Genomic DNA, 21,487 nt, shown 5'->3' with positions numbered 1-21,487 from the left:
CAAGCTACGGATTTTTCGCTATCCAAATATACCATTCTTATTGTGAAATTTTTAACATGATATATATTGATTTTCACAACCCTCGGCTATCGAAAAATAGTATTAACTGCCTAATTTCAAAAACACAAGAGACCAAAGTCGCAAAAACGAGAACGAATTCATAACACCCATCGTTAATTAAATAGGTATTAGTTCCCTTTTTTTATCTTAAATTCAAACCAATGATTTCATTTTTCAGCTTATCTTGTTTGGACAAGATTTGGCACAATTTGACTATATTTTTACGAAGTGATATAAACATAACAGAAACTTCATTGTAATCCTTTTAATGATTCACTAATACAATCAAAAATGAAGTTATTTATAGAGAGGGGAAAGAAATAATGGAAGAAACAAAGAAACGGAAATTGTCACCCAAAATGCTGGTCGGCATTATTATTGGGGCAGTATTGCTGATCGGTGGAAGTGTTGCTGCATTTATTTTTGCAAATTTATCAGATAAGGAAAAATATTTTTTAGCAGAAAAAGAAACGATGGAATTTATGAATGATCAAATTGAAAAAAGATATGAAGCGGAATTAGATTGGTTCGAAACATCAAAAGAAGAACCGACAGAAACGAAATATGATTTGTCAGCAGAATCCAATCTACCTAGTAGTGATATGGGTATGGGGGAAATGGACCCAGTACAGCTGATTAATAATTCCACTATTTCCATCACACACGCTGCTGATATGAAAAATAAAAAAATGTCTGGAGAGCTTAAAGCAGATATTGGTGGAATTCAAGTTGATAACGTTTCATTTCACTTAACTTCCGAACAGTTTATGCTTGGCTTGCCATTCCTTGATGAATTGCTCTCTATAAAAGGAGAGAATGTCGGTAACTTGATGAAGCAAATAGATCCAATGACTTTCACTGGAGAAGAAAAAATTGACTTTGGTGCCTTCTTTGAAGGTGCATTTTCCGAAGAGGATATCGAATATATCCAAGAACAGTATGGTAAATTCATCTATGAACAATTACCTGACGATGCGTTTAAAACAGAAAATGAAAGCATTAAAGTCCATGACGAGTCTTTAAAAACAGAAAAAATAACCATGCAATTAAGCGAAGAAAAGGTAAAAGACATTTTAAAGAAGGTCATCGAAAAATTACAAAAAGATGATAAAATGAAAGAGCTTTTTCGCAAATATATCGAGGATCAATCAATGGGAACATCGGCTCTACCTGAAGTAAAAAATGAAATTGACCAAGTAATGGAAGACTTAGATGAATCTTTAGCGAAAGCAAAAACGGATGTAGATAAATTACAAGTTCCAGATGGTTTAACATCAACGATTTGGGTACATGATGATTTAATTGCTCAGCGCGATTTTAGCGTCAAGCTTGGTCCAGACAAAGAACAGCTTGCGACGATTAAAATTAAAGGTACACAACTGCTCACAGAAGAGAAGCAACAATTTAACCTTGACTTAGGCGTTGTAGACTCTGTTAGTGAAGGTAAAATGAACCTAGCAGGAGATTTATCATGGAAAGATCAGAAAGCAGATGATTCTATTAAACTCACTATGGACGATCTTGCGCTTACCTATGATGGCACCGAAACATTAAAAGATGGCAAGCGTGATTTTGAACGTACGATCAGTTTCCAAGATCCATATACTGATAGTATGCAAGTTGTATGGAGCGGTACGTCTGCTTATAAAGAAGATCAAATGAGCGGAGAACATAGCTTTGCTTTTACGGCTCCAAATGAAACTCAAAATCTATTTTCACTTAACGTTGCTGTTGATGGAAAAACGATTGACAAGGTAAAAATTCCAAATGATGATAAGACAAAAAATATCGGAACAATGAATGAGCAAGAACTCATGGAATACTTTGAAACTGAAGTAACTCCTAAATTCCAAGGCTGGATGGTAGAGATGCTATCAGCCACTGGAAACATGGAATTTTAATCTAGCGATAAATACTTGGATGAAATGGAAGTGCCCATCATGCATTTCATAAGAACAACGTTTTTGTTTTTAAAATATGATTTATTACAGCTTAAGAGGAAGTGGTTGACACTTCCTCTTGTTTTACTATTTCCCGTTATCATGGTCGGTTTACTTGCGGTTATGATCATCACATTCGTTATACCAGAGGATCAGAGTCCTATCCAAGTCGGACTAGTAGACTTGGACGAATCAAAGGAAACCAAATTGCTGGTTGACATGTTGGATGAAGCGTCCCAGCTGGGTAGTTACATTCACATACATAATATGAAAGAAACAGCGGCAAAACAAAAAATTAGTAGTAATGAGCTAAGTTCATACATTGTATTTCCAGAGAACTTTACAGCAAATCTGTATCAAGGAATTCCTGTTACTTTACCAATCATTGGAAATCCAAATCAACCGATTCAAAGCCAAATGGTGAAAACATTAATTGAAAGTGTTACGAGACATATAAGAGCTTCACAAGCAAATGTACTCACCATAAATCAATATGCGAAACAGCTCCCGTTAGATAATGAGACGCGTAATGATCTTGTATTTGAGCAGTTCAAAGAATTTGTCTTTTATACACTAGGAAGAAAGCAACTGATGCAAGAGGAACAAATCGTCAACCAAGCCACTGCCAACCCCATCACGTATCATAGTCTGGCTGGTTGGTTTATCATTTTTACGATCTGGCTGCTCCTGATATACAATTTCTTATATCAAGATGTGAGCCGACGTATGCACCAAAGGATGGCTCTCTATGAGGTTAAAGTGATTCAGTTAATACTTGCGAAACTAATTGTAACATTAAGTCTAGTTACGATCATTGGCTTGGGATTATTGTTTGCGCTTATTCAATTACTGCAATGGGATGTGCAGCTAATTGATACATTGCGGATACTAATTGTTACCGTTTTGTATAGTACTTGCTTTTTACTGAGTGTCTCGATTGTAGAAGCTATAATTGCTTCACATCGATTACGATTAATCATACAAATCGGCTTTACATTACTCATTCTTTTATTAAGTGGTGCTATTATTCCAACCATCTATCTTCCTTTATCGCTACAACAAATATTGCCCTTTGCCTTTTCATCAGAAGCATTGTACTGGCTACAAGAAGTATTGCTAAATGAACGTTTATATGTTGACTATCTGCCTTTATTATTGATGACAGGCTCTGGCAGCTTTATCCTATTAGGCATTACAATTGGAAAGGAGCGCATTCACCGATGAAAGCTATTATTCATACACGCTTCTTACATTGGAAACAAGCGCCGTTTCACTTTATTTTTTGGTTGCTCTTTCCCATCATCGTTGTAGTTTTCCTTCAGTATTTGCTTGTAAATTTTCAGGCAGATACCAAGGTTCCTGTGGGGATTGTTGTAGCAGATCAGACCAACACCGCTTTTGAACTGGTAGAAAAAATAGAAGAGACTCCTTTTATTCGAGTTTACCAATTAGATGAAGAACAAGCTCTTAATCAGTTGGAAAAGCATGAGTTAGATAGTGTATTCGTCATTAAAAAAGGATATGAGGAACAAATTAATAGAGGAAGCCGGAATCGGCTGATCACTAGCTACCAGTCCGATTTATCGTTTGCGTATACCTCTGTTTCAGAAATGGTAGCCTCAATGGTTCAACAGGATACAGGACGGATAAAAACAGCCTACACTATATTGCAAATGGAAGAGCAACTAACTAACAACCAAAATTGGACGACAAAGGAAATTATAACTACGAGTAAAGAAATAGAAACAGAGCAGGACTTATTATCCGCTCACTTTCAATATCAGGGGCAAGCGGATGGGGCTAAAAGTCAATCACAATTATGGAACCCATGGGGATTATGGGTCTTATTTTCATGTTTAGCAACCTTTTTTCTGTTTGGCTGGCTTGTAAAAGAAAACCATTCTTCCGTCCGAGCTCGTTTTGCCTTTATTCGATTTCCCTTTAAAACTTACGCTTTACTAAATCTCACGTTATATACATTGATTTTATTGCTAATGGACGCTGTTACGCTAGTTATCTTCAACCATTTCCTTGCAACGACAATCGATGCTTCACGAATTGCAGCAATCATCTCTTTTCGATTCGTGATCAATGGGTTAGCTTTTTTATTTGCTTTAAAAATGAAACAGATTGTTACATACTATGGCTTATCGCTAATATTTACATTAATGCTTGCTTTAACAAGTGGAGCAATTATTCCTATTGATGGTCTTACAAATAGACTTCCACTTTTAAATGACGTGCATCCGATTATCCCGTTTCTTAATGGTACATTTCATAATTTTTGGTTTTATATGGTTGGGGTATTTATTTTCATATGGTATGTTAGAAAGGACGAAACTTATGCTTAACGTGGATTGCATTTCCAAAACGTACAATAAACAAGCTATTTTCAGCAACCTATCCTTTTCCGTTCACCCTGGAGAAATCATTGGCTTAGTAGGAGAAAATGGTGCAGGAAAATCTACTTTGCTTCAATTGCTGGCTACCTTACAGTCACCGACTACAGGAGGCATTCAATTATATGACTGGTACTATAAACAGCATCGCAAGCTTGTACGGCGCCATATCGGGTTTGTACCACAGGAGATTGCGATTTGGGACAACTTTACGGTACGAGAAAATATGATCTTCTTTGAAAAGTTAGCTTGGAAAAAGAAGTCTGAAAAAGAGTTAAAACAATTGTGTCTAGATATGAATTTAGACCGGTGGGATGAAAAAGTGCACACATTGTCAGGCGGGATGAAGCGAAAATTAAATTTAGCCATCAGCCTCATACACGATCCAGACCTTATCCTGTTAGATGAGCCAACGGTAGGGATTGATTTAAAATCCAAAAAAGAAATTGCAGCTTACTTGAAAAAATTAGCACAGGAAAAAGAAAAAATGATCCTCTACACTTCTCACGATATGGATGAAATTAACGAGTTGTGCACACGTGTTATTTGTATTGGTAAAGACCCATTTTATAAAAATCTATTGCAGCATGCTGGCAAAAAGATTATAAGTTTTTAAAAACTTGATTGGCTAAAATACAAGGATGTAGTAAAATAGTAGGAGATAAGTAGGAAGGAGAACGCAATATGGAGATTAGAGAGTTGCAAAAAATGATGCAATATGAGGCAATGTCTATCCTTACGTCTAATTCAAGTGGATTTTCTAGTCACTCTCCGATGATTGATCTCGCTTTTAAACAATTGTTACAAGAGCAGTTAAACAAAGTGAACGTGATGCAAGCTTCGAAAGCATTACAGCACAAAAACAATACATATCCCTTTAACGGTTCGGTAACTAATGATTCGAAAGTTCCTCCACGCAACACAGGAGATATTGATGCACTTATTCGAGATGCAGCAAGCCAGTATCAAATAGATGAGCGCCTCATTCGGTCTGTTATCCAGGCAGAATCCAATTTTAACCCACATGCGAAAAGCAGCGCTGGAGCGCAAGGTTTAATGCAATTAATGCCAGCTACTGCAAGAGGCTTAGGTGTGGCAAATCCTTTTGACGCTTGGCAAAATATTCAGGGTGGTGTCAAATATTTAAAGCAGATGATGCAACGGTATAACGGAAATACCGAATTGGCATTGGCTGCCTATAATGCTGGACCAGGAAATGTAGATAAATATCAGGGAATTCCACCTTTTAAAGAAACGCAAAACTATGTTCAAAAAGTAATGAATGGTTATTTAGCCTAATGTAGTAAATAATATTCGTTCATCAGAAAATAGTGCGGAACAGCAAACCCCACTCATTAAAGATTCACTTCTTTTCCTTTTCGTTAATTATGAAGCGAAATGCAATCAAATATAATTAAAAAAGAAATGGAGACATATATAACAAATCTTCATTTCTTTTTCATTGTATAGGTAACTATAAAATGAGGTGCTTGTGGATAACGAAATAACCGAATAGCCACGTCCAGCGCATGAGCTCAGCAACGATGCGACTTTAGAAATGCGCCCTCCGATAAGGCCTCATCGGTTCGCCGCAAAGAGGAAGGCCGACTAAAAACGGGCTTGCCGCCTGACGTCGGCATGTTTTTAGTGGCATGATTCCTTTATCTTTAGTTGATTCGTTCCATTCACTACGTTGCTAAACGGGCGCCCCGCGCCTTTGTTCTTTTAAGCCAGAATTAATTCATTAACTGTATTACGATCCAGCTTCTTAATTGTTTCCACGATTAATTTTACTGCATGATCAAAATCATCACGATGCAAAATACCAGCATGTGTATGAATATATCGTGTCGCAATCGTAATCGATAAAGATGGTACACCGTTTGCTGTTAGATGGATTGAACCAGAATCTGTTCCGCCACCCGCCATAGATGTATATTGATACGGAATATTGTTTTCTTCTGCAGTTTTTACAACAAGGTCGCGAACGCCTTTATGTGCTACCATAGAAGCATCATATAACACGATTTGTGGTCCTTTCCCTATCTTGCTATCTGCTTCATGATCCGAAACTCCTGGAGTGTCACCAGCTATCCCTACATCAACGCCAAAACCAATATCAGGTTTTATCGTATTAGCAGCTGTTTTAGCTCCACGAAGTCCGACCTCTTCTTGAACAGTTCCTACCCCGTAAACAATGTTAGGATGATTCTCATCTTTTAGCTGCTTTAGTACTTCAATAGCGATCGCACAACCGATACGATTGTCCCAAGCTTTTGCTAATAATAGTTTTTCATTTTTTAACGGTGTAAACTCAAAATAAGGTACTACTGAATCTCCTGGTTTCACACCGAATGACTCAGCTTCATCTTTGCTAGAAGCACCGATATCAATAAACATATCTTTAATTTCAACTGGCTTTTTCCGCGCTTCTGCCGAAAGGATATGTGGCGGCTTTGATCCAATAACACCGGTCACATCTCCATTACTTCCCATAATCGTTACACGTTGGGCGAGCATTACCTGGCTCCACCACCCACCTGTTGTTTGAAAATAAACAAACCCTTTGTCGTCAATTCTTGTAACCATGAAGCCAATTTCATCTAGATGACCCGCAACCATGATTTTCGGACCATTTTCATCACCTGTTTTTTTGGCAATTAAGCTCCCTAGGTTATCGTACATTACTTCATCCGCATACGGAGAAATATACTTATTCATTACATCACGAGCTTCTTTTTCATTGCCTGGTATACCTTTTGCATCTGTTAAGTCCTTAAACATCGTTAACGTTTCGTCCAACTTTACCATATGTAGTCACCTCTTCATTAAACTAATTTCTATTATACCTCTTATTAGCGAAGTTTCAAAATCGTTAATACATACCTGGTCTATCTCCTGACGAAGAGAACAAATCTTTTGATTCAACCACCTAATCTCTTTTATTTTAGCGAACTGAACATTATTTTACTGGAAGCTTCTCCAAATAAGCTTGCTGGATATCTGCTTTCAGAAACACCTAATGCTTGTCATATGTTTCCCCTAATACGGATGTTGTTAATTGCAATTTGCCACATTTTGAAGAAAAAAGAACCCTCTTCCCCAGATAAATCCATCTGGAAAACCAGCCGTTCTTCCTGTAAGCCGCGAAATAACGTCTATTGTGTATCAGGATATTATGATATTTCTCATCGCTAAAAAGGGAACCTTCCATCAGTGGAGGTTTTCATTCATCCCCTACTGATTGTTTGTACCGTAATGGTATGGAGCTAAAGGCTAGGGGTATTTAGGTGCTGTTATTTCCCACCTAGACTTGTCGCGGTAGAGATTATCCAACTCCTAAAGCGAAAGTCTTACAGCACCTTATATACGGTATAAATGTAAATCATAATTATTGTTTACCTGTTTTCAAAAATCCATTCAAATACCAATTGAAAAATAAAAGCACATGAAAATCGGAATTTCTTTGTGATACCCGCAATTGGAAGATGTTTCAGTACCTTTAGCCCCTTGTACGTACTTTTTATTCTATCTGGTAGTCGCTTAAGAACATTATTGCCATCACAATAAGAAACAACTCTTCTGCTTGGTAGTTTATTTTAGACAATTATACTCTTTCAAATGTCGGGGTGCTTATCCTATATGAAGCTTTTTGCCAATTAACATATCCAGTTACCTAATGGGGCTACGTGTATTTATTATCTGCGAAAGTTGAGATAACAACAGTTTTTTTGATGCTTATGTCACTTTCAACAAATATGTATGGACTGTCTTTATTTATTTGCCAGATGAACCAAACCCATTTTTATCTCTAGCTGTGTTAGACAAATTGTCTGTTTGTTCGAGTTTAACTTGTAATACTGGAGCAATAATCATCTGAGCAATTCTCATATGTTTTTCTATTGTAACATCCTCTTTCCCATGGTTAATTAAAATTACCTTTATTTCACCTCTATATCCTTCATCAATAGTTCCAGGGCTATTTAAAACTGTAACCGAATGTTTTAAAGCTAAACCACTTCTAGGTCTAACTTGTGCCTCTGTCCCTTTAGGTAATTCAATCTTTATTCCAGTTCGAACTAATTCAGCTTTTCCAGACTTGATTATTTTCTCCTCGATAGAAAATAAATCCAGACCAGCGTCCCCATCATTTGCACGAAATGGTAATTTTGCTTCTTCATGTATTAACTTAATTTTTAAATTATACTCCATTCATATCACCCATTTTTAATAAATTTATATAGCATTAATCTTTTTATTTCGGTTGAAAAAAATACTGATTAAATAAGAATTAATAGTTTTACATACATAGCAAAAATTGCCCCCCTAGCTTTCCTAAATCTACAACTAAAGCGAAATATTATCCACGACTACATCTTGCCTATCTACTCCTTTATTTGTTTCCATATACGTATCTAATTGATTTTACTGCCTTCCAACCCATAATAAATCTTCCTCGTCACATCTTTCAACGATTGTAACATGAAAAATAAAAAATAGTGAAACCTTTAGATATATCGTTTCGTATAAGAAGGGAATCATGGAATAATAATCAGGGAGACGATAGTATGATAGTCATTTTATTTCGCATACTGATTGTGCTTGCTTTGGCATTGCTTATATATACTTGGATTCAATATTATCGTAATCCCCAACGAAAATTGCAAATTGCTAAAGCAGAGGGAATTTATTATTTTTTAGACGAACCTAGCAACAGTAAAAAAAATCTCCAATTTGTGTATAAAGGATGTTTGTTTGAAGGTGAAAAATATGTGGGAACAACAGAGGATTCTTTTGAAGTTGTTAATATACATGTAACAGCAAAGGACCCTCTTGAGCTTAGCGGTTTGCGAAGGGACGACTTATATTTCCTTGAAGAGGAAATATTAATTCGTTATCCCCACGCTAAAATTGAATGGAAACACCCGATTAATCAATTGCTGATAAGTCCCATGGAATAAATAAAATGAAAACGCCATTCGGTATAATTTTCCTTCCATTCCTACTAATAAAATCTTTAAAAAGGTACTTTTTCGACGTGGGGGCATCGAATGTGAAGTTTTTCTTGTCCTTGAAAAAGAAGCACACTTTTTGCATGCCACGCATTTTGGTGGCATCTTACCTATGCCGGTCGGGATTTCATGTGCGCTATCTCCCACTTAGACTTCTTCGCGTCTACAAATCCTGAAGTGGGAGCTTTATGGCACTTTTTATGGGGGATACATGCAGATTGGGCATACGACCCATAATTCGTAAGTACAAATTTTTTAGTTCGGCTATATGTGCTACCACAAACCAGCGCATAGATCTAGTGCTTTATTGCGTTAAGTGCTCTCTCTTGTTTGAATATGGAAAAATTCTTGCCATTTGATATAAATTTCTTTTCTGCGTAGCATATAGATGCACGGCAACAGAATTAGTAAGCATAGACCAACATATAACGGCGTTAAGTTAGAAATCCACTGGCCAATGAAAGTATAAATAAATGCTAGAGGAATATTAGATAAAAGAGATGATTTCGTATAATCTTTCCAGCTTGACGATATTTCCAGTAAACATAAAGACAGCAAGTGAAAATGAATAAACGGAATAAGACGAAGCAGTGCTATTTGTGATGTCGTTAAAGCTGTTTGTTTACCTATCACTTTCTCCTTTATTTTTTGAAAACGTTGCATGGACTTTGGCATTCTATATACAAAAAAATAAAATATAACGCTGGATAACGTGATGCCTATAAGCGAATATAGCGTTCCTGCAATAGCCCCAAATAGTATCCCACCTGAAATACAAATAAAAATTACCGGTAAGAAAAACAGCGGTCGTAGTAAATGAAAACTGATAAATAATATTGGGGCGAATAAGCCTCCTTTTTCAATGAAAGCCAATAGATAATTCCCCAAAAATTCCATGCTCTGCCTCCTCCTTGTTGAACTATTACAGATATAAAAGTACTGTACATTAGTACATGTATATGACAGGAGACGAGCCTTTATGACAAGAAAACGGGATACGTCCACTATATTAAACTTCTAATATATATCATTTCGTTGAACAAACACAATACACTTTCATACACTAAACCAACTGTGTTTCTGTATAAAAATCAAACCCTTAATGCCCATATTAAATACACGATCAATACACAGTGACTAATAAATAACATCGGCACCCCGATGACGAAACGCTTATGCTTGGTTTTATGGCGGAAAACTTTCATTCCGAACCAGATTCCCAGCGCTCCACCTAAAATTGCCAACATCCATAACGTCCGTTCTGGAATTCGATAGTGTTGCTGCTTTGCTTTTTGCTTATCGACTCCCATGAACAAAAAAGCAATGCTATTAACGCCAAGCAAATATAAAAAAATTGCATTCCAATTATCCATCCTACCTTTTTCCTCTCTAAGCTTTAACTTGGTTGCTACCCAAACTGCCTTTCGTGTATGTATTCTATTTCATGAAAGCTCCAAATATCTCTAATATAAAGTCTAATCCTTTATGCTTTCAAAACATTGACTTCCATAAAAGGGAACAAAGGCGTAAGTGCCCGTTTAGCAACGTAGCGAATGGAACGAATCAACTAAAGATTTAGGAATCATGCCACTAAAAACAGGGGGATGCCGACGCCTGAGCGGCAAGCCCGTTTTTAGTCGGCCTTCCTCTTAGCGACGAACCGATGAGGCCATATTGTAGGGCGCATTTCTAAAGTCGCATCGTTGCTGGGCGCTGAAGCCGGACGTGGCTATTCAGTTATTCCCTCATCCCAAAGCAACAAATTTTATATTTTCTTATCTTTTTAGAAAAACTTGGCTTGTCGCCAAGTCTTATGGCGGAAGCCTTTGTTTTTCTTATACTATAAACCAAAAAAATCTTATACTTTCCTATAGTGTAAAAAAAGGACCAAATTACTTTGCAGTGGCAAAATATTTGGTCCCTTCTATTTCAATCAGATGGAAAGAAAACCCCGTCAGATTGAAATTTCACTTTATTTCAATGCTTCTTTTGCTTTTGTTACTAATTGAGAAAAAGCTTTTTCATCATTAATTGCTAAATCAGACAGCATTTTACGATTAATATCAATGCCAGCAACTTTCAAACCGTGCATTAGCTTGTTGTAAGACATATCGTTTAAGCGAGCAGCTGCATTAATACGGGAAATCCAAAGTTTACGGAAATCACGCTTTTTCTGTTTACGGTCACGATAAGCGTACTGACCTGATTTCATTACTTGTTGTTTTGCTGTTTTAAATAACGTTCTCTTCGAACCATAATAACCTTTAGCTAATTTAAGGACGCGTTTACGACGTTTACGCGTTACTGTTCCACCTTTAACACGTGGCATAATAATTCCCTCCTAATACAAATCAAAAATAAATTTTACCGTTCTAATTATTCCAATGCTCGCTTATTTATAAGGAAGCATCGTTTTAATTCTTCTAAAATCTCCAGCTGATACTGTAGTTGTTTTACGAAGTTTACGTTTTTGTTTTTGAGATTTATTCGCAAACATGTGGCTTGTATACGCATGCCCACGTTTTAATTTTCCAGTACCTGTTTTCTGAAAGCGTTTCTGAGAACCTTTATGGGTTTTCATTTTTGGCATAGTGTTTTTCCTCCTTGTAACATATCTAACAGTCTCTTACACTCAACAACTGCAATTTATTTTTCATTTACTGGAGCAAGCATCATAAACATATTACGACCTTCCATTTTCGGCTTTGTCTCTACAGTCGCAATGTCTTTTACTTCCTCAGCAAACCGATCAAGCACTTCTCGTCCTAATTCTTTATGCGTAATAGCGCGTCCGCGGAAACGAACGGCCGCTTTTACTTTATCGCCTTTTTCTAAGAATTTACGAGCATTTTTCAGCTTCGTTTCAAAGTCATGATCGCCAATTCCCGGGGTAAAACGAACCTCTTTTACGTTAATGACTTTTTGTTTTTTTCGTGCTTCTTTCTCTTTTTTCTGCTGCTCAAACCGGTACTTTCCGTAATCCATAATCCGACATACAGGCGGTTTAGCATTTGGAGCAACAAGCACTAAATCAAGGTTACGCTTTTGGGCAATTTCTAGAGCTTCCTGACGTGATTTCACTCCCAACTGATCCCCATTGGCATCAATTAGACGTACTTCTCGAGCACGAATCTTCTCATTAACATTCATTTCCTTGCTAATTATCATCCACCTCCAAATATTTTCGCTGTGATCTTTTTTGACAAGCTACATTTCATCACAATGAGGTACTTAAGCTAAGCTTAAGTCTTTAGACGCAGAAGCTTGAAAAGTATTTTCTTCAAGAGAAGCAAATTGCTTCCTTTCCCACGTCTAAAAAAAGCGTGGGCAATACAGCACCCACACTTCTCCAATCGTCTATATGAATCGGTTAAAACCAGCCAACTGCCTGATGGCGTCGAACAGGTGAGAAGCGGGTGCTTCTACTTGTCTTTAGATCATTTAATTATCAACTACATAAGAATAGCATATATATCGGATAATGTCAAAAAAAGAATGAATAAACAGTCTGTCGCGTCTTTATGAAAGCTACTCTCACTTTTAATTTTCTTTTATATAGCTCCTCAGTAAAAAAGCTTAAGAATAGTCGCTTTTACTCACAGTGGATACTCATACCGTTTTCCGCGGCGGGCCAACTTCCTCGGAAAAAAGCGGCTTTCTGCGTAATTTTCAGCTGTCCTCCAAGACTCACTAATCGTGAATGAGTAGATCTTTCTTGGCGGGAATCCCACCCATTATATACATGTGCCCGGTTGCTCCAGGAGACTTCGTGTTATATCCATTGCTTGTTGGCGATTTTAACACTACCAAAAACTCTACTAAGATTTTACACAGCACTCGCGCTAGAAAGCTTCTTTCCCAAGGATAACTACCCATTCTTTGGCGAGGCTTTTCCATTCACCTCTCATTTTCATATATAATATTCAAAAGTCTTTCTTCATCTTCTGAAGCTACATTTTCGGACAATCTTGCTGCTACAATAATTGGAGCCCATTTAAAAAATGTCTCGGCGTGACAAGCCACTTGCCTTACAGTAATAAAAAAGGATATTTTTCCACTATTTCCTGCGAATACTGAGAATACAACAAATACGAACGATTCACATCAGCATGAATATCTCCGACAGTAGCATCCACCCAATCAATAATAGTCATTCGGTTATTTGCTGCAATTAGATTAAACAAATGAAAATCACCATGGAATAGTTTATCTCCATCAGCAATTTCCTCTAGCAACTGAAGGAGTTTTGTTTTTTTCAACTGTTCCAACTGATCAGCCGCATTAATTTGCTGTTTAAGTTTTTCCTTCATCTGTTCCAAATCACTTGAATGGATAGTAACATTATGCAAGCGCTGTTGCTCCTCTACAGTTAAGGAAATAACCTCATCTAAAGGAAGTTCTTTTGCTATTAATCTTTCTCCTAACGTTTTCCCTTTTATATATTCCATCATAATTGCTTGCCTACTGCCTTTTAGTTACATCAAATACTTTTGGAACAGGAAGACCGCTTGAATAGACAAAAGTCTGCTTACTTGCCTCATGGACAGCTTCATTAGGAAGAACGTTTTCACGAAATAGCTTTACAACCATATTGTCCACAAGATATTTCTGCTGTATTTCCACTTGCTATCGGTTTTCCTAAATCCACGCATACCGACCCCCTCTTTTCTATTTCGCTATTTTGGGGGAATATTGTTTATTCCAAAACATTCTATCGTTTTCTATTCACGTAGAACTTCAATCATTCTAGGATTTTTTTCTTCCATCTCCTACAATTAAAAAGTAAAATAAAGACTCAAATTGCAGGCACCTTGAAAAAGAGAAATTCTACGTTTGACATTTTACTCGCCAACAGATTTGGGGGTTTTAGATGCCGTTATCTCCCACTGAAACTTTTTACATTTATCCACAAATCTTGAAGTAGAGGTCTTATGCCACCTTACATTCGGGATAAAAATAAAACAGCTTCTTGTTAAAGAACAAAGCTGTTTTATTTGTTTTATTCTTTTTTCAATTGTCCGTTTTATTTCGAAGTCTTATGCAACACTTTATTGTCTATTTCTTGTTTAATCATAGCAATAAATGCCTCCAGAGAAACTGTTTCTGTTTCTTTTTCTCCATAACGACGAATGTTCACTGCGTGATCGTTCACTTCATGATCACCAAGGACGAGAGCAAATGGGATTTTTTGCGTTTGCGCCTCACGGATTTTATAACCAATCTTTTCATCCCGTTCATCAACCGCAACCCGTACTCCGTCTAGTCTCAATTTGTCAGCAACCTGCTTTGCATAATCCAAATGTGCCTTAGGAGAAACTGGAATGACTTTAACTTGAACAGGAGCAAGCCAAGTAGGAAATGCCCCTTTATATTCTTCAATTAAAAAGGCAACAAAGCGTTCCATGGTGGAAACAACTCCACGGTGAATAACAACCGGACGATGATGTTGTCCATCTTCACCAATATACGTTAAATCAAAGCGCTCTGGAAGGTGAAAGTCAAGTTGTACCGTTGATAATGTTTCATCTTTTCCTAAAGCAGTTTTCACTTGTACATCTAGCTTCGGACCATAAAACGCTGCTTCCCCTTCTGCTTCTACATAATCCACTTGCATGTCTTCCATTGTTTCCTTTAACATCGCTTGCGCTTTTTCCCACATTGCATCATTATCCACGTACTTTTCTTTATCTTCTGGGTCACGATACGAAAGTCGGAAGTAATAATCGTTGATACCAAAATCTTCATATACTTTTTGCACTAGCTCAACTACACGAATAAATTCATCTTTTAATTGATCCGGACGGGCGAAGATATGCGCATCATTTAATGTCATCGCTCTTACACGCTGTAACCCTGCTAATGCACCAGACATCTCATAACGGTGCATGGTGCCAAGCTCAGCAATACGTACTGGAAGATTCCGGTAGCTGTATAATTGGTTTTTATATACCATCATATGGTGTGGACAATTCATTGGCCGCAATACAAGCTCCTCATTATCCATGGTCATCGCCGGAAACATATCTTCTTGATAGTGATCCCAATGACCGCTCGTTTTATATAAATCTACACTACCCAATACTGGCGTATAGACATGGTCATAGCCAAGACGCTCTTCTAAATCCACAATATATCGTTCAATGATTCTGCGGATCGTAGCACCTTTTGGTAACCATAATGGTAAACCTTGTCCGACCTTTTGGGAAACGGTAAAAATATCCAATTCCTTACCTAGTTTTCGATGATCTCGTTCTTTACGTTCTTCCAATAATTTTAAATAATCGTCGACTTGGCTTTGTTTTGGAAAAGCAGTTCCATAAATGCGCTGCAATTGTTTGTTATTGCTATCACCTCGCCAATACGCACCGGAAATACTTAATAACTTAAAGGCTTTAATTTTGTTCGTGGAAGGCACATGAACACCGCGACACAAATCAAAAAATTCACCTTGCTTATAAATCGTTACTTGCTCGTTCTCAGGGATAGCATCGATAAGTTCAAGCTTTAAAGGATCACTTTTAAACATTTGTTTTGCCTCGTCACGAGACACTTCCATACGTTCAATTTCCAAAGCCTCATCAATAATTCGCTTCATTTCTTTTTCAATCTTCGGAAGGTCTTCAGGTGTTATCGAATGCTCCATATCCATATCATAATAAAAACCTTCTTCGATGACTGGACCTACACCAAAGTTTACATCCTTGTAGAGTCGTCTAATCGCCTGTGCCATTAAATGCGCTGTAGAATGACGCATAATGTCAATACCTTCGTCGTCTTTGCTCGTAATAATCTCGATTGAACCGCCATGAACTAATGGACGTCTTAAATCATACGGAACTCCATCTAATTTAATGGCTAATGCCTGCTTTTTTAAGCCAGACGAAATCGATGCCGCGATATCCTCTCCATTTGTTCCTTCTGGGAAGTTTTTTTCTGCTCCATCCGGAAAAATAAACGTTAGTTCTTCAGCCATTGCATTCACTCCTTGTTCAAATTAAAAAACGCCCGCCCCTCTGCATACATGCAAAGGGACGAGCGTTGGTCACGTCGTGGTTCCACCCTAATTCCCGTAATTCAATACGGCTTCATACATCTTTAACGCAGATCTACGCTACTGCTTGCTTCTTCACAGCAGGGCTCCAAGGTGGTAAATCATTACTAGTAAGCGGGAACTTCCAGCCTATGATTCCCTTCTCTAGCATACATCGCAAATGATTCATATCCTTTTCTATGCCGTTCGCAAATAAAATAATAATATAATTCGTATTATAGCGCTTGATCATTGAAAAAGCAAGTCCTAATGCTGTTCTTTCTGCATATAGTGAGAAAATGGAAATTGACGAAGTGGTTCAAAAGTTACTTTTTCCTGAAATACATTAATAACCGTTAACGTTTTTGGTTCAGACGGATCGTCCCCGTAAATATAAATATGTTCTGGAGTCATCGCTATAAGTGGAGCTAAATTAAATTCATTTTCATCTAACCCAACCAAATATAGGGGTTCTTTTTGCATCAGCATACGTAATTCCAGATGCGAAAGAGCTTTACCGTTTTGATTAAAAAATGAAAACGTATCTCCTTGTATAATATAAATATTAGATACAGAAGATTTGCGATTCAAAACGTATCCTCTAAGCATATTAATAAATTCCTGGTGTTCTTCTTCTCTTTTATACTCATCAATTGCAAGACCGACATAATGAACGACATAATCATGAAACACTTTCAACCGAAATTTTACTAATGAATCATAGTGAATGGTCGGTGTATCTTTTATATTAGCAATGAAGAGTGATTCGAGAATCTGTTGTGGGTCTTCATTTTTTCTTACAAATAAACTATCTTTATCTTTCCCAGTCATGACCCAATTTGTTAATTCCATAATTTTTTCCTTTTCGTCTATATCTGTATAAAAGTAAAAATCCTCCATTACTGAAGTAATCCATTTTCCTAATCGATGTGTAATAAATACATTAGTTAAAGATTTTGCAATGGCAGGAATAAGTACTTGATTAGGAATATGTGCATCAAATTGTAAATGATTCCCCCAATCCTTATGTGTTTTCCAATACAGATTAATCTGTTTATTATGCTGGCGCATCTTTTCACAGAAACGAATAACCTCTTTGTCTGACTCGATAAATAATTCAACCAATACATATCACCCTCATCCAACCAAACTGTTACATTATATGGACAAAGAATGAAAATAATGAGTAAACCATTAAAACTAGTAAAGGTCAGTAAAAGTAGATACACCTTATCAGAGCTTATCATCATAATAGAAGCGTTTCACAAAAAATTAGCGCTGTTATATATCTTCTAATATAAAGTAAAGCAGACAAGTTATTTTATAGAAAAACTTGGCTTATCGCCAATTCTTATGGCGGATAGCCATAGTTTTGCTTATACTATAAACCCTTAAAACTGTAGACTTTCCTATAGTACAAGAAAAATACATCTTTCTTTAATCCGTGGAGTTATTGTTATCTGTTATCCTTTGGTTTTACCTGTAGAGGATAGAAGTGGGCTTACTGCCGGTTAAAGGCGGGATAAAAATGATCAATATACAGTAAAATGCCAATGATCACAAATTGCTCGTCGAGATCATTGGCTTTAAGCAGAATCCATGCCTAGGTCGTGCAGCAGAGGAATCCCCTATAAGAGGTTTTCTTAAAAATGGATTAGCGTCCATTACTAAATGCAATGCGCCACATAATCTGAAGTCATTTAGCGGAGTGGCTTTTTCTCCCACATAGCGTGGAACTTAATCTAAAGTTACGTCCGGCGGTTCTCCGCAAAAATAGCAACTGGTTGGCTTACCTGTTTCATCCGTTCAATAATCCGTCCCGCTTTTACTTCCTCAACACCATTTCTTGTTGAAGCCAAATGGGTTTCCAGTTCTTGCAAACTATAATTGGACGTAAAAAACACAGGCAACCCTTCCATCATGCGATATTGTAATAAAGACCCTAAAATTTCATCTCGAAACCAAGGAGACAGCATTTCTGCTCCGATATCATCAAGCATCAACACATCGGTCTTTTTAAAATAATCCAGTTTTTTATTTAGCGAATCGTCCTTCATCGATGCCTTCATTTCTCTCACAAATTCAGGCATGTAAATTAAAGCGGAAGAAATATACATTTCTTTTAACTTGTTAGCAAGTGCACCTAAAAAATAAGTTTTCCCTACACCAAATGGTCCATACAAATACAATCCTTTAGTGGGAATTTCCTGTTCACAATCCCCAACGAATTTCAAAATTTCACGGACAGCCTGACTGCGTTTCGGATCGGAATCAATATAATCAATCTTTGCTTCTAGGATTTGTTTAGGCATATACAAGCTTTGAACTAACTTCTGTTGTTCTCGCTGTTTTTCATAATTTATTCGCTCATAGCATTTTTCATAGGATAAATGGATTTCTCCTCCTTCGACGTGCAAAACAGGTGAATATCCTGGAAGCATATTCGGGCAATTTTCAAAACTTGTGCACTTAGCACACTGCTTAGACTGCGTCATATACTCATACAATTTGATTAAGTTTTTATCAATTTCTTTTTTGGTTAACGCTGGGTGCTTGGCGAGAAAAGCTTTAATTTCAGAATCATTTAATACTTCCCGGCGAATTTTTGCATAGTGCTCCTGAAAGTTTTCATTTTCTCTCATCCATTTTTGCAACGTCGATTGTACTGGTTTCATATCCATCATCCTTGATATTGCTTTATTTGTTATGGTTAGAGTATTGCTTTAGCAGCATTTCAATCTCCTTCTGCTCTTGCAACTCATCTTCCTTGTCTTCCTGCGTCGCCGCAACTTCCTGTTTCTGTTGTTTCTTTTGCTGTTTAAACCATTCTGGCACAACCTCTTTCGTCTGTCTATTCCTAGCTACTGGTTTCTTCGCAGTTTTATAGCTGGTTACTTCTTTTTTAGCAAATGCCATTGCTTCTTTCGCCGTTTTCAAGTTCGCCCTGGACCAATGACTGGCAATTTTCGCTAAATAATTTTTGGACAATTTCATATTCGTCTGTAATAACACGTAATGTATTAAAACATTCATCACCGGTGCTGGCAACCCTTGTGATGTCATTATATCTCCTACTAATCGCAAATCCTGCTCTGAGGCATGGTGACCACTTGATAAATCTTCTAACAGCTGTTTAGGCGAGATAGTTTCCAGATGATTAATCAGCTGCTCCTCTTTTGTATTTGCGGTTAGCTGATTTTTTTTCTGCGGCTCTGTCGTCGTTGCCTTTTCTACTAGACGTATGTGATTTTCTTTATATTTTGATTGAAATAAATCATAGCAGGCTGCTTTAAATTCGTCCACATGCAGTCTGTTTTCCTCCGTTAATGCCCATAATATTGCCTTTTCTATCTCATATGTCTCCAACTCATATAGAAACATCATTTGTGTTATCATTTTACAATTGTAAGTAGTAAGTACCTTCTTTACAGGAATCATCCGTTGCTTTAAGCTTTGCTCAATTGGCGTAAAATCCACACTCTCCATGTTTACACCTTGCTTTGGTTGTTCTTGGTTCATCTTCGGCAAGGAATCAGGCGTAACCGTTTGAAAGACGTCTTGAAAAGAAGCGGTTATATTCTTACCGTATGTATCGCTACTGTTTGACGAGTAATGTTTTTCTAAAACGTCGTACTTCTCTATACCAATATGATGATAGAGAAGCTGGGAAAGCATAGGGTCTTTAAAAAATTGAGCAGGAGAAAAAACAGGCATCAAAACATACGTATACACTCGATTTTCCTGCGAATTTATTTCGTACGTTTTAAGCAGACCAATGCCTTCTAATCTGAGTCTGGCTGCATAGATTTCATCTAAAGGAAGATTTAAGTAATTCATTAATGTATGATGTGTTTGAGGAATTTGTTTTTCAGCTTGTATTTCTTGTTCATGAAGTAATGTTTGATAAAGGATAATAGCAGCCATTCCTATTAACGGTTGATATAAATGAGTTAACGATTTCGCATAATCCATCGGCAACGTACCTTGAAGTTCTACCCAGTATCCCTCAATGGGTAAAATCTTGCCTATCCTGTTCATGTTCCATCTAACCCTTTCCATTCGTGCCCTGATCCTTATTATTATTCATGATGTCTTTTAACTCATCCAAAAAAACATTAATATCTTTAAACTGTCGATAGACAGATGCGAAACGTACATACGCTACTTCATCGATTTCAGAAAGTCGATCCATGATCCGTTCTCCTACATCTTTACTATGAACTTCTGAAATACCATCGTTTCTTATTTCTTTTTCTACATTTAAAGCAATTTCTTCGATCGTCTCCAGCGGTACAGGCCGTTTCTCACAAGCTTTGATGAGTCCTCGAACTAGCTTGTCCCGACTAAATTCCTGCCTGGCACCGTCTTTTTTAACAACAATCAAAGGGACATCTTCAATCCGTTCAAATGTTGTAAACCGAAAGCCGCAACGCTCACATTCTCTTCTTCTGCGAATCGCTTGCCCTTCTTCTATTGGTCTCGAATCAAGTACCTTCGTGCTTTTGTTATGGCAATTTGAACATCTCATCGTTCTGCCCCACTCCTCATTTCAACCGTTACCTGTCTTGTTTTGTGATGAAAGGTAAAGCTTTATTTATTTCGCCATATAATTGTTGAATTACTTTAGTACTATAACCAAAATCCATTGGCAGGGCGGATTCTGTTGTAACAGAAAAGTCTACAGCTGTTTGATAAGGCCGCACCATAATAACTGTTACAATAATAAAAGCTTTTTTTCCTTTTTTGATTTGAACGCTTATCTCTCCATGTTCTTTAGAAATGGAATGAACTTCATATTTTGAAGATTGTTCAAACATATTTTCAAGGACCTGCATTGCTTTTTCTTTCGTTGTTTTATAGTAATGCGTTTGTAAACTAGTATCCCAATGATTATCATGTGTTTCAGCATGATTACTAAAATATTTAGAAATAGTGTTCCGAAAAGCCATGTCAAATGCCACCCTCAGTACAAAATATATTCTATTGTATAGTAGTTTCATTTTAACATGTTTTTTGGAAAACCTCTATATCATGCAACAGTAAATA

At 37.0% G+C, this 21,487-nt stretch carries 22 protein-coding genes and 1 other annotated feature; of the genes, 6 read left to right on the top strand and 16 right to left on the bottom strand.

All coding sequences use genetic code 11. The annotated features are described in order from the left end of the window. Positions 1–383: 383 nt before the first annotated feature. From KBP50_RS06425 to KBP50_RS06405, 5 genes are all read left to right on the top strand, one after another. Positions 384–1,961 carry a flagellar basal body-associated FliL family protein gene (locus tag KBP50_RS06425; protein WP_050353325.1) on the top strand — a complete coding sequence of 526 codons (1,578 nt, stop codon included), beginning with the start codon at positions 384–386 and terminating at the stop codon, positions 1,959–1,961. Between the two features lie 39 nt (positions 1,962–2,000). Then, positions 2,001–3,224 carry an ABC transporter permease gene (locus tag KBP50_RS06420; RefSeq protein WP_050353326.1) on the top strand — a complete coding sequence of 408 codons (1,224 nt, stop codon included), beginning with the start codon at positions 2,001–2,003 and terminating at the stop codon, positions 3,222–3,224. Next, complete coding sequence (locus KBP50_RS06415) at positions 3,221–4,351, top strand: ABC transporter permease (protein WP_050353327.1); 1,131 nt, start codon at positions 3,221–3,223, stop codon at positions 4,349–4,351. Before KBP50_RS06420 ends, KBP50_RS06415 begins: the two co-directional genes overlap by 4 nt. Continuing rightward, positions 4,344–5,015 carry an ABC transporter ATP-binding protein gene (locus tag KBP50_RS06410; RefSeq protein ID WP_050353328.1) on the top strand — a complete coding sequence of 224 codons (672 nt, stop codon included), beginning with the start codon at positions 4,344–4,346 and terminating at the stop codon, positions 5,013–5,015. The genes KBP50_RS06415 and KBP50_RS06410 overlap by 8 nt, the downstream gene beginning before the upstream one ends. 68 nt (positions 5,016–5,083) lie before the next feature. Next, positions 5,084–5,698, top strand: a complete 615-nt coding sequence (locus tag KBP50_RS06405; protein WP_050353329.1) for a lytic transglycosylase domain-containing protein — start codon at positions 5,084–5,086, stop codon at positions 5,696–5,698. A gap of 426 nt (positions 5,699–6,124) precedes the next feature. Here the strand turns inward: KBP50_RS06405 and KBP50_RS06400 are convergent, their stop codons facing one another. Both KBP50_RS06400 and dut read right to left on the bottom strand, forming a co-directional pair. Continuing rightward, positions 6,125–7,210 carry a M42 family metallopeptidase gene (locus KBP50_RS06400; RefSeq protein ID WP_050353330.1) on the bottom strand — a complete coding sequence of 362 codons (1,086 nt, stop codon included), beginning with the start codon at positions 7,208–7,210 and terminating at the stop codon, positions 6,125–6,127. Between the two features lie 966 nt (positions 7,211–8,176). Then, positions 8,177–8,611, bottom strand: a complete 435-nt coding sequence (gene dut / locus KBP50_RS06395) for a dUTP diphosphatase (RefSeq protein WP_050353331.1) — start codon at positions 8,609–8,611, stop codon at positions 8,177–8,179. A gap of 356 nt (positions 8,612–8,967) precedes the next feature. Here dut and KBP50_RS06390 point away from each other — a divergent pair, with 356 nt between their 5' ends. Continuing rightward, complete coding sequence (locus KBP50_RS06390; protein ID WP_050353332.1) at positions 8,968–9,360, top strand: hypothetical protein; 393 nt, start codon at positions 8,968–8,970, stop codon at positions 9,358–9,360. 363 nt (positions 9,361–9,723) lie between these two features. On the opposite strand, the gene KBP50_RS06385 is transcribed toward KBP50_RS06390, so the two are convergent. The 14 genes from KBP50_RS06385 to KBP50_RS06325 form a co-directional block, all read right to left on the bottom strand. After that, entirely contained in the window at positions 9,724–10,308 is a 585-nt protein-coding gene (locus KBP50_RS06385; RefSeq protein ID WP_050353333.1) for a TVP38/TMEM64 family protein, read from the bottom strand. Between the two features lie 194 nt (positions 10,309–10,502). Next, positions 10,503–10,784, bottom strand: a complete 282-nt coding sequence (locus KBP50_RS06380; RefSeq protein ID WP_050353334.1) for a DUF1294 domain-containing protein — start codon at positions 10,782–10,784, stop codon at positions 10,503–10,505. 599 nt (positions 10,785–11,383) lie between these two features. Continuing rightward, positions 11,384–11,740: a 50S ribosomal protein L20 gene (gene rplT, locus KBP50_RS06375; protein ID WP_050353335.1), complete on the bottom strand. Its 357-nt coding sequence runs from the start codon at positions 11,738–11,740 to the stop codon at positions 11,384–11,386. Between the two features lie 63 nt (positions 11,741–11,803). Further along, positions 11,804–12,001 carry a 50S ribosomal protein L35 gene (gene rpmI / locus KBP50_RS06370; RefSeq protein ID WP_050353336.1) on the bottom strand — a complete coding sequence of 66 codons (198 nt, stop codon included), beginning with the start codon at positions 11,999–12,001 and terminating at the stop codon, positions 11,804–11,806. A gap of 56 nt (positions 12,002–12,057) precedes the next feature. After that, the gene (infC, locus tag KBP50_RS06365) at positions 12,058–12,561 is read right to left on the bottom strand and encodes a translation initiation factor IF-3 (RefSeq protein WP_050353568.1); all 504 of its coding nucleotides are present in this window, start codon (positions 12,559–12,561) and stop codon (positions 12,058–12,060) included. A gap of 159 nt (positions 12,562–12,720) precedes the next feature. Next, positions 12,721–12,845 (bottom strand) — a sequence feature (ribosomal protein L20 leader region). A 594-nt stretch (positions 12,846–13,439) separates the two neighbouring features. Continuing rightward, the gene (locus KBP50_RS22650; RefSeq protein WP_328219540.1) at positions 13,440–13,862 is read right to left on the bottom strand and encodes a phosphotransferase family protein; all 423 of its coding nucleotides are present in this window, start codon (positions 13,860–13,862) and stop codon (positions 13,440–13,442) included. A gap of 10 nt (positions 13,863–13,872) precedes the next feature. After that, the gene (locus KBP50_RS22645; protein ID WP_254217545.1) at positions 13,873–14,034 is read right to left on the bottom strand and encodes a hypothetical protein; all 162 of its coding nucleotides are present in this window, start codon (positions 14,032–14,034) and stop codon (positions 13,873–13,875) included. 400 nt (positions 14,035–14,434) lie between these two features. Beyond that, positions 14,435–16,384: a threonine--tRNA ligase gene (gene thrS / locus KBP50_RS06355; RefSeq protein ID WP_050353338.1), complete on the bottom strand. Its 1,950-nt coding sequence runs from the start codon at positions 16,382–16,384 to the stop codon at positions 14,435–14,437. A gap of 133 nt (positions 16,385–16,517) precedes the next feature. Further along, positions 16,518–16,694, bottom strand: coding sequence for a hypothetical protein (locus tag KBP50_RS06350; protein ID WP_156875265.1), 177 nt, complete (start codon positions 16,692–16,694; stop codon positions 16,518–16,520). Between the two features lie 14 nt (positions 16,695–16,708). Then, entirely contained in the window at positions 16,709–17,566 is an 858-nt protein-coding gene (gene ytxC, locus KBP50_RS06345; protein ID WP_050353339.1) for a sporulation protein YtxC, read from the bottom strand. Between the two features lie 623 nt (positions 17,567–18,189). Next, the gene (gene dnaI / locus KBP50_RS06340; protein WP_050353340.1) at positions 18,190–19,116 is read right to left on the bottom strand and encodes a primosomal protein DnaI; all 927 of its coding nucleotides are present in this window, start codon (positions 19,114–19,116) and stop codon (positions 18,190–18,192) included. Positions 19,117–19,138: 22 nt separating this feature from the next. Continuing rightward, positions 19,139–20,479, bottom strand: coding sequence for a replication initiation and membrane attachment family protein (locus KBP50_RS06335; RefSeq protein ID WP_050353569.1), 1,341 nt, complete (start codon positions 20,477–20,479; stop codon positions 19,139–19,141). A gap of 7 nt (positions 20,480–20,486) precedes the next feature. Next, positions 20,487–20,969 (bottom strand): transcriptional regulator NrdR, encoded by a 483-nt coding sequence (gene nrdR / locus KBP50_RS06330; protein ID WP_050353341.1) that lies wholly within the window; start codon positions 20,967–20,969, stop codon positions 20,487–20,489. A 28-nt stretch (positions 20,970–20,997) separates the two neighbouring features. Then, positions 20,998–21,390 (bottom strand): hypothetical protein, encoded by a 393-nt coding sequence (locus KBP50_RS06325; protein ID WP_050353342.1) that lies wholly within the window; start codon positions 21,388–21,390, stop codon positions 20,998–21,000. Positions 21,391–21,487: the final 97 nt, after the last annotated feature.

This window comes from Virgibacillus pantothenticus, from assembly GCF_018075365.1.
GTDB lineage: Bacteria > Bacillota > Bacilli > Bacillales > Amphibacillaceae > Virgibacillus > Virgibacillus pantothenticus.
This window is presented reverse-complemented; position numbering and strand designations above follow the sequence as displayed.

Excerpts from the sequence above, each read along its gene's own strand:
- KBP50_RS06350 (WP_156875265.1), bottom strand. The coding sequence starts at position 16,694 with ATGATCAAGCGCTATAATACGAATTATATTATTATTTTATTTGCGAAC.
- KBP50_RS06385 (WP_050353333.1), bottom strand. The coding sequence starts at position 10,308 with ATGGAATTTTTGGGGAATTATCTATTGGCTTTCATTGAAAAAGGAGGC.
- KBP50_RS06380 (WP_050353334.1), bottom strand. The coding sequence starts at position 10,784 with ATGGATAATTGGAATGCAATTTTTTTATATTTGCTTGGCGTTAATAGC.
- KBP50_RS06420 (WP_050353326.1), top strand. The coding sequence starts at position 2,001 with ATGCATTTCATAAGAACAACGTTTTTGTTTTTAAAATATGATTTATTA.
- KBP50_RS06325 (WP_050353342.1), bottom strand. The coding sequence starts at position 21,390 with ATGGCTTTTCGGAACACTATTTCTAAATATTTTAGTAATCATGCTGAA.
- KBP50_RS06410 (WP_050353328.1), top strand. The coding sequence starts at position 4,344 with ATGCTTAACGTGGATTGCATTTCCAAAACGTACAATAAACAAGCTATT.
- KBP50_RS06400 (WP_050353330.1), bottom strand. The coding sequence starts at position 7,210 with ATGGTAAAGTTGGACGAAACGTTAACGATGTTTAAGGACTTAACAGAT.
- infC (WP_050353568.1), bottom strand. The coding sequence starts at position 12,561 with ATGAATGTTAATGAGAAGATTCGTGCTCGAGAAGTACGTCTAATTGAT.
- thrS (WP_050353338.1), bottom strand. The coding sequence starts at position 16,384 with ATGGCTGAAGAACTAACGTTTATTTTTCCGGATGGAGCAGAAAAAAAC.
- KBP50_RS22650 (WP_328219540.1), bottom strand. The coding sequence starts at position 13,862 with ATGATGGAATATATAAAAGGGAAAACGTTAGGAGAAAGATTAATAGCA.
- KBP50_RS06335 (WP_050353569.1), bottom strand. The coding sequence starts at position 20,479 with ATGAACAGGATAGGCAAGATTTTACCCATTGAGGGATACTGGGTAGAA.
- KBP50_RS06405 (WP_050353329.1), top strand. The coding sequence starts at position 5,084 with ATGGAGATTAGAGAGTTGCAAAAAATGATGCAATATGAGGCAATGTCT.
- rpmI (WP_050353336.1), bottom strand. The coding sequence starts at position 12,001 with ATGCCAAAAATGAAAACCCATAAAGGTTCTCAGAAACGCTTTCAGAAA.
- KBP50_RS06425 (WP_050353325.1), top strand. The coding sequence starts at position 384 with ATGGAAGAAACAAAGAAACGGAAATTGTCACCCAAAATGCTGGTCGGC.
- KBP50_RS06415 (WP_050353327.1), top strand. The coding sequence starts at position 3,221 with ATGAAAGCTATTATTCATACACGCTTCTTACATTGGAAACAAGCGCCG.
- KBP50_RS06390 (WP_050353332.1), top strand. The coding sequence starts at position 8,968 with ATGATAGTCATTTTATTTCGCATACTGATTGTGCTTGCTTTGGCATTG.
- rplT (WP_050353335.1), bottom strand. The coding sequence starts at position 11,740 with ATGCCACGTGTTAAAGGTGGAACAGTAACGCGTAAACGTCGTAAACGC.
- dut (WP_050353331.1), bottom strand. The coding sequence starts at position 8,611 with ATGGAGTATAATTTAAAAATTAAGTTAATACATGAAGAAGCAAAATTA.
- nrdR (WP_050353341.1), bottom strand. The coding sequence starts at position 20,969 with ATGAGATGTTCAAATTGCCATAACAAAAGCACGAAGGTACTTGATTCG.
- dnaI (WP_050353340.1), bottom strand. The coding sequence starts at position 19,116 with ATGAAACCAGTACAATCGACGTTGCAAAAATGGATGAGAGAAAATGAA.